Origin of the sequence: Micromonospora sp. NPDC051296 (assembly GCF_040682255.1) — a bacterium.
In the GTDB taxonomy this organism is placed as follows: domain Bacteria; phylum Actinomycetota; class Actinomycetes; order Mycobacteriales; family Micromonosporaceae; genus Micromonospora; species Micromonospora craterilacus.
Genome location: NZ_JBFBAO010000335.1, coordinates 1 through 7,696, shown reverse-complemented (window position 1 = coordinate 7,696; position 7,696 = coordinate 1). Strand labels below are relative to the sequence as shown.

Genomic DNA, 7,696 nt, shown 5'->3' with positions numbered 1-7,696 from the left:
GGAGTAGGTGAACCGCTCGCCCCGGTCCGCCGCCACCGCCGCGTCGGTCAGCCTCCGCGCGACGGTGGTCCACGCCACGTCATGTTCGGCGGGCTGACCCATGCGCCCGCCGTGGAGCTGGCCCGCGCCCTGGTCGACTTGGCGCCCGACGGGTTGGAGCATGTGTTCCTGGCCGACTCCGGCTCGGTCAGCGTCGAGGTCGCGGTGAAGATGTGCCTGCAGTACCAGCGGGCCACCGGCCAGCCGCAGCGCCGCCGGCTGGGCACCTGGCGGGGCGGCTACCACGGCGACACGTTCCACCCGATGAGCGTCTGCGATCCCGAGGGCGGCATGCACCACCTCTGGGGCGACGTGCTGCCCCGGCAGGTCTTCGCCCCGGTCCCGCCGGGCGGCTTCGACTCCGCGCCGGATCCGGCGTACGAGGCGGCGCTGGTCGACGCGGTCGAGCGGCACGCCCACGAGCTGGCCGCGGTGATCGTGGAGCCGGTGGTGCAGGGCGCCGGTGGGATGCGCTTCCACCACCCGCACTACCTGCGGGTGTTGCGCGAGGTGACCCGGGCGCACGGCGTGCTGCTGATCTTCGACGAGATCGCCACCGGCTTCGGTCGCACCGGGACGATGTTCGCGGCCGAGCACGCCGGGGTCGTGCCGGACGTGATGTGCGTCGGCAAGGCGCTCACCGGCGGCTATGTCACCCTGGCCGCCGCGCTGTGCACGGCGGAGGTGGCACGGGGCATCCGCAGCGGCGGCGTCCTGGCGCACGGACCGACGTTCATGGGCAATCCGCTCGCCTGCGCGGTCGCCAACGCCTCCCTGGGCCTGCTGCGGGCCGGGGACTGGGCCGGTCAGGTGTCGAGGCTTGAGCGGGGTCTGCGCGCCGGTCTGGAGCCGCTGCGCGGCGCGCCGGGGGTGGCGGACGTCCGGGTGCTCGGCGGGATCGGCGTGGTGCAACTGGATCACGAGGTGGATCTCGCCGCCGCCACGGCCGCCGCGGTGGCCCAGGGGGTGTGGCTGCGCCCGTTCCGCGATCTGGTCTACACCATGCCGCCGTACGTGACCGACGACGCCGACCTGGCACTGATCGCGGCGGGTATCGCTGCGGCCGTCAAGGTCGCCTGAGTAGTCAGTTGTACGGGGACGCCAAAGGTTGAGTAGCCGAACAGGGCAAGTTGAGCATCAGAGAAAGGCACGGCGGAATGGCGAGCTTCGGGGCCCGATTGCATCGGGCGGTCAGCGAGCGGGGCCCGCTCTGCGTCGGGATCGACCCGCATCCGGCACTGCTGGCCCGCTGGGGCCTCACCGACGACGTCGACGGGTTGCGCCGGTTCGCCCGGACCGTCGTGGACGCCCTCGGTGACCGGGTTGCGGTGGTCAAGCCCCAGTCGGCGTTCTTCGAGCGATTCGGGTCCCAAGGAGTGGCGGTTCTTGAGTCAACTATCCGACAGTTACGAGATTATGGCTCGCTCGTTCTGCTTGACGTCAAGCGCGGCGACATCGGCTCGACGGTCCGCGCGTACGCGTCGGCGTACCTAGATCCATCCAGCCCCATGTATGTCGACGCGGTGACCGCGAGCCCCTTCCTGGGGGTCGGCTCGCTCGACCCGATGTTCGAGCTGGCCGCCGAACACGGCGGTGGAGTGTTCGTCCTGGCGCTGACCTCCAACCCCGAGGGCGCGTCGGTCCAGCGGGCCCGCGGCGCTGACGGACGCACCGTGGCGCAGACGGTGATTGACGAGATTTCCCAGCTCAACGCCGGTGCGGAGCCGCTCGGGAGCTTCGGGTTGGTGGTCGGCGCGACGGTCGGTGAGACCGGCTGTGACCTGTCTGCGGTGAATGGTCCGCTGCTCGCGCCGGGCCTCGGCGCGCAGGGTGCGACGGCTGCGGATCTGCGGGTGGTCTTCGGTTCCGCCCTGCCTGCGGTGCTGCCCTCGTACTCCCGGGAGGTGCTGGGGGCTGGCCCGGACCCGGCGGCGTTGCGGGCTGCGGCGGAGCGCGCGGTGGCCGATTGTCGGGGCGTTCTGGCGTTGTCGTGACTGACTGACGGGTCGGTCACTTTGTGGTGATCGTCGCGTGCCCACGTTGCCGAAAGCTCCGTTGACCGCTAGTTTTCCCCGCGCTGGGAACCCCTTGGTTCACAGCGACACCACGTTTCACAGATGCGGCGGCGCGTCCCGCCCGCCGCGATAGGGACCTGAGGAGAACTGGTGCCGCTCCCGTCACTGACCCCCGAGCAGCGCGCAGCCGCGCTGGAGAAGGCTGCGGAGATCCGCAAAGCCCGTGCCGAGCTGAAGGAGCAGCTCAAGCAGGGCAAGACCACCCTCGGAGCCGTTCTCGAGCGGGCCGAGTCCGATGATGTCGTCGGCAAGCTCAAGGTGTCGGCCGTGCTTCAGGCGATGCCGGGCATCGGCAAGATCCGAGCCACCCAGATCATGGAGAAGCTCAAGATCGCCGACAGCCGTCGCCTGCGTGGCCTCGGCGAGCAGCAGCGCAAGGCCCTGCTTGGGGAGTTCGCTGCCAACTGAGCATGGCTGCGTGTAGAAACAAGCAGTGAGCTTGGATGACGAGGCGCGCCCGGCGGCTCGGCTCACTGTCCTGGCCGGCCCATCCGGTGCCGGCAGGGAGAGTGTCGTCGAGTTGATCCGGGCGCGTTCTCCGTCTGTGTGGACGCCGATCGCGGTCACCACCCGGCCTCGCCGGGAGGGCGAGCTGGACGGCGTCCACCGTCACTTCCTCGCGCCGGCGGAGTTCGACCGCCGGTTGGCCGGGGGCGAGCTGCTGGAGTGGAGCCGGCTCGGCGCGTACCTGCGCGGCACGGAGATCGGCCCGCTGCGCAGCCGGCTCGCCGCCGGGCAGCCGGTCCTGCTCCCGCTCGACCTCGACGGGGCGCTGCTGGTCCGGGCCGCGTGGTCCGAGGCGCGACTCGTCCTCCTCCACCCGCCCGGCCGGATCCCGGGCCCGGCGACCGTGGCGGCCTTCGACCACAGCGTGTCGCACGACCGCACCGAGCGGGTCGTGGCAGAGCTGGTAGGATTCATCGGTTCTTCATTCCTGGCTCCGGCCCGGCCGCGTCCGCGCGGTTGAGCGCCGGCACCGCGTTCGCGCGGTCCGTGCGAAAGACGCAGAGGTTATCCGTGGGATCCATCGCCAACCCCGAAGGCATCACCAACCCGCCGATCGACGAGCTCCTGGAGAAGACGACGTCGAAGTACGCGCTGGTCATCTTCGCGGCCAAGCGTGCCCGTCAGGTCAACGCCTACTACAGCCAGCTCGGCGAGGGCCTGCTGGAGTACGTCGGCCCGCTGGTCGAGACCACCCCCCAGGAGAAGCCGCTCTCCATCGCGATGCGCGAGATCAACGCGGGCCTGCTCACCGCCGAGCCGACCGACCAGCCGTAAGCTCCGTGCGTCGATGAGCGCCCGGATCATCCTCGGGGTGGGCGGCGGCATCGCCGCCTACAAGGCGTGCGAACTGCTGCGCCTGTTCACCGAGTCGGGTCACCAGGTCCGGGTCGTGCCGACCGCCTCGGCGTTACGTTTCGTCGGTGCGCCGACCTGGGCGGCACTGTCCGGTCAGCCGGTCGCCGAGGACGTCTGGTCCGACGTGCACGAGGTGCCGCACGTCCGCCTCGGCCAGCAGGCCGACCTGGCGGTGGTCGCACCCACCACCGCCGACCTGCTGGCCAAGGCCGCCCACGGCCTCGCCGACGACCTGCTCACCAACACCCTGCTCACCGCCCGCTGTCCGGTGGTGCTGGCGCCGGCCATGCACACCGAGATGTGGGAGCACCCGGCCACCGTCGCCAACGTCGCGACGCTGCGCGCCCGCGGCGTACGGGTCATCGAGCCGGCCGTGGGGCGGCTCACCGGCGTCGACACCGGCAAAGGCCGGCTGCCCGACCCGGCCGAGATCTTCGCGGTCGCCCGCCGGACCCTGGCCCGTGGCGTCGACGCCCCGGCGGACCTGACCGGCCGGCACGTGGTGGTCACCGCCGGTGGCACCCGGGAGCCGCTGGATCCGGTGCGGTTCCTCGGCAACCGTTCGTCCGGCAAGCAGGGCTACGCGTTCGCCCGGTCGGCGGTCGCCCGGGGTGCCCGGGTGACACTGATCTCAGCCAACGTCGCGTTGCCGGACCCAGCCGGGGCGGACGTGGTGCGGGTGGGCACCACCGGCGAGCTGCGCGAGGCGACGTTGAAGGCCGCGGTCGACGCCGACGCGGTGGTGATGGCGGCGGCTCCGGCCGATTTCCGACCGGCGACGTACGCGCCTGGCAAAATCAAGAAGTCGGACGACGGCGTGGCGCCCACCATCGAACTCGTCACCAACCCGGACATCGCCGCCGAGCTGGGTCAGCGCCGTCGACCGGAGCAGGTGCTGGTGGTGTTCGCCGCCGAGACCGGCGACGCCGAGGCCAACGGGCGGGCCAAGCTCGCCCGTAAACGGGCCGACCTCATCGTCATCAACGAGGTCGGGCCGGACAAGGTCTTCGGCGCCGAGACCAACGCGGCCACCGTCATCGGCGTGGACGGTTCGGTCATCCCGATGCCCGAACGGTCCAAGGAGGATCTCGCCGACGGCGTGTGGGACCTCGTGGTCGCCCGGCTCTCCGGTGACTCCTCCTGACCGTTGGACCGCTAGACGACCGTCGACGGTGCCGGAGACGATCGGTGACTAAACTGCCGCGGAACGACATCCAAAAACTTAGGAGTGCCGTGACACGCCGCCTCTTCACGTCCGAATCGGTCACGGAAGGCCACCCGGACAAGATCGCCGATCAGATCAGCGACGGCATCCTCGACGCCCTGCTCAGCCAGGACCCGCACAGCCGCGTCGCGGTGGAGACCCTCATCACCACCGGCCAGGTCCACGTCGCCGGGGAGGTGACCACCAAGGCGTACGCCGACATCCCGACGATCGTGCGCGAGACCATCCTCGGCATCGGCTACGACTCGTCCAAGAAGGGCTTCGACGGCGCCTCGTGCGGCGTCAGCGTCTCCATCGGCTCCCAGTCGCCGGACATCGCCCAGGGCGTCGACAACGCCTTCGAGCTGCGTACCGGCGCGTCGGAGAGCGCGCTGGACGCGCAGGGCGCCGGCGACCAGGGCATGATGTTCGGCTTCGCCTGCTCCGAGACGCCCGAGCTGATGCCGCTGCCGATCGCGCTCGCGCACCGACTGGCCCGCCGGCTCGCCGCGGTCCGCAAGGACGGCACCGTGCCGTACCTGCGGCCCGACGGCAAGACCCAGGTCACCATCGAGTACGACGGACTGCGCCCGGTCCGGCTCAACACGGTGGTCGTCTCCAGCCAGCACGCCGCGGACATCTCGCTGGACTCGTTGCTCACCCCGGACGTGCGCGACCATGTGATCGCGCCCGAGCTGGAGAGCCTCGGCCTGGACACCGACGGTTACCGGCTCCTGGTGAACCCGACCGGCCGGTTCGAGATCGGTGGCCCGATGGGTGACGCCGGCCTCACCGGGCGGAAGATCATCGTCGACACCTACGGCGGCTACGCCCGGCACGGCGGTGGGGCCTTCTCCGGCAAGGACCCGTCGAAGGTGGACCGGTCCGCCGCGTACGCCATGCGGTGGGTGGCCAAGAACGTCGTCGCCGCCGGCCTGGCCGAGCGCTGCGAGGTGCAGGTCGCGTACGCGATCGGCAAGGCGCACCCGGTGAGCCTGTTCATCGAGACGTTCGGCACCGAGACGGTGCCGGTCACCTCGATCGAGAAGGCGGTCACCGAGATCTTCGACCTGCGTCCGGCCGCCATCATCCGGGACCTGCACCTGCTGCGCCCGATCTACGCCCAGACCGCCGCCTACGGCCACTTCGGCCGTGAGCTGCCGGACCTGACCTGGGAGAGCACCGACCGGGCCGCCGACCTCAAGTCGGCCGCGGGAGCCTGACCGGCACCAGGCGTGACGACCGGCGGCCCGCTGACGGGTCGCCGGTCGCTCGTGTCTGCGTCGACGTGCCGCTGGCCCACCTGGACCGCCCCTTCGACTACCTGGTCCCGCAGGCGCTGGCCGCCGACGCGGTGCCCGGTGTCCGGGTGAAGGTGCGTTTCGCCGGCCAACTCGTCGACGGGTGGCTGCTGGAGCGGGCCGAGCGCTCCGACCACCCGCGGCTGGCGTACCTGGACCGGGTGGTCTCGCCGGTGCCGGTGCTCGCCCCCGAGGTGGCCCGGCTGGCCCGGGTGGTCGCCGACCGGTACGCCGGCAGCCTGGCCGACGTGCTGCGCCTGGCGGTCCCACCGCGGCACGCCCGGGTCGAAAAGGACGTCCTCGCCCACACCGCTGCGCCCGAGGAGACCTCGGCCGCGTCGGGCGAGCCCACCGCGTTGGCCCAACCGGACGACAAGGCCCCTGCTGCGCCTGGCGACGCGGCCGGGCCGGACGGCAACGCCGCCGCCGGGGCCGAGTCGGGCGACCGGCCGGCGTCGCCGGAGCCGGGTGGGTAGCGGGACTATCCGGCCGGGCCGGCGCTGCTGCGGGCGCTCGCCGCCGGCCGCCCACCGCGGGCCGTGTGGTCCGCGCTGCCCGGGGAGGACTGGGCGGCCCGCTACGCCACCGCGGTCGCCGCGACGGTGGCCGGCGGGCGGGGTGCCCTGGTGGTGGTCGCCGACGGGCGGGATCTGGACCGGCTCGACGCTGCGCTGACCGCGACCCTCGGACCTGGCCGGCACGTGTGCCTGTCCGCCGCGCTCGGGCCCGCACGGCGCTACCGTGCCTTCCTCGCCGCCCGCCGGGCCGAAGCGCCGGTGGTGATCGGCACCCGGGCGGCCATGTTCGCCCCGGTCGACCGGCTGGGTCTGGTGGCCATCTGGGACGACGGCGACGACCTGCACGCCGAGCCGCGGGCCCCGTACCCGCACGCCCGGGAGGTGCTGCTCACCCGCGCCCAGCTCGCCGACGCCGCGGCGCTGGTCGGCGGCTACTCCCGTACCGCCGAGGCACAGCTGCTGGTGGAGACCGGCTGGGCCCGCGAGGTGGTGGCCGACCGGGCCGTGCTGCGGGCGCGTGCCCCCGCCGTCGCTCCGACCGGCGACGATCCCCAACTGGCCCGCGATCCGGCCGCCGCGACCGCGCGACTGCCGAGCCTGGCCTGGACCGCCGCCCGGGAGGCGCTGCGGGCGGAGCTGCCGGTCCTGGTCCAGGTGCCCCGCCGCGGCTACCTGCCCTCGGTGGCCTGCGCCGACTGTCGTACCCCGGCCCGCTGCCCGCACTGCGCCGGCCCGCTCGCGCTGCCCTCGGCCGGCGGGGCCCCGGCCTGCCGCTGGTGCGGCCGGGTCGCCGCCGCGTACGCCTGCCCGGAGTGTGGTGGGCGGCGGCTGCGTGCCTCGGTCACCGGCGCCCGACGTACCGCCGAGGAGCTGGGCCGGGCCTTCCCCGGTGTGCCGGTGCGCACCTCCGGACGGGAGGGGGTGCTGGCGGAGGTCCCCGGCGGAGCCGGCCTGGTGATCTCCACGCCGGGCGCCGAACCGGTCGCCGCCGGCGGCTACGGCGCGGTGCTGCTGCTGGACACCTGGGCGATGCTGACCCGGGCCGATCTGCGCGCCGGGGAGGAGGCGTTGCGCCGCTGGTCGGCGGCGGCGGCGCTGGCCCGGCGAGAGGACCGGTGGTGACCCGGATCCGCAGCGGCTCCAGGCCCGCCGAGCGGACCTCGAAGACGTCCGGTCCGACGGCGACGACCTGGTCCG

The 7,696-nt window shown here is 72.9% G+C and carries 7 protein-coding genes and 1 pseudogene; all 8 read left to right on the top strand.

Annotation, left to right across the window (positions count from 1 at the left end):
* A partial coding sequence (gene bioA, locus AB0M52_RS26910; RefSeq protein WP_363959170.1) for an adenosylmethionine--8-amino-7-oxononanoate transaminase occupies positions 1 to 1,119 on the top strand: 1,119 nt, incomplete at its 5' end.
* Between the two features lie 77 nt (positions 1,120 to 1,196).
* Positions 1,197 to 2,033: an orotidine-5'-phosphate decarboxylase gene (gene pyrF / locus AB0M52_RS26905; protein ID WP_363959167.1), complete on the top strand. Its 837-nt coding sequence runs from the start codon at positions 1,197 to 1,199 to the stop codon at positions 2,031 to 2,033.
* A gap of 171 nt (positions 2,034 to 2,204) precedes the next feature.
* Positions 2,205 to 2,522, top strand: coding sequence for an integration host factor, actinobacterial type (gene mihF / locus AB0M52_RS26900; protein WP_007458370.1), 318 nt, complete (start codon positions 2,205 to 2,207; stop codon positions 2,520 to 2,522).
* 25 nt (positions 2,523 to 2,547) lie between these two features.
* Positions 2,548 to 3,081, top strand: a complete 534-nt coding sequence (locus AB0M52_RS26895) for a guanylate kinase (protein WP_363959164.1) — start codon at positions 2,548 to 2,550, stop codon at positions 3,079 to 3,081.
* Positions 3,082 to 3,131: 50 nt separating this feature from the next.
* On the top strand, positions 3,132 to 3,395 hold the full coding sequence (gene rpoZ / locus AB0M52_RS26890; protein WP_007075826.1) for a DNA-directed RNA polymerase subunit omega: 264 nt from the start codon (positions 3,132 to 3,134) through the stop codon (positions 3,393 to 3,395).
* A 13-nt stretch (positions 3,396 to 3,408) separates the two neighbouring features.
* Positions 3,409 to 4,620, top strand: coding sequence for a bifunctional phosphopantothenoylcysteine decarboxylase/phosphopantothenate--cysteine ligase CoaBC (gene coaBC / locus AB0M52_RS26885; RefSeq protein ID WP_363959161.1), 1,212 nt, complete (start codon positions 3,409 to 3,411; stop codon positions 4,618 to 4,620).
* 89 nt (positions 4,621 to 4,709) lie between these two features.
* On the top strand, positions 4,710 to 5,903 hold the full coding sequence (metK, locus tag AB0M52_RS26880; RefSeq protein WP_111213519.1) for a methionine adenosyltransferase: 1,194 nt from the start codon (positions 4,710 to 4,712) through the stop codon (positions 5,901 to 5,903).
* Positions 5,900 to 7,603, top strand: a pseudogene (locus tag AB0M52_RS26875) (primosome assembly protein PriA); the annotation flags it as partial. The gene metK and the pseudogene AB0M52_RS26875, both read left to right, overlap by 4 nt.
* Between the last annotated feature and the right edge of the window lie 93 nt (positions 7,604 to 7,696).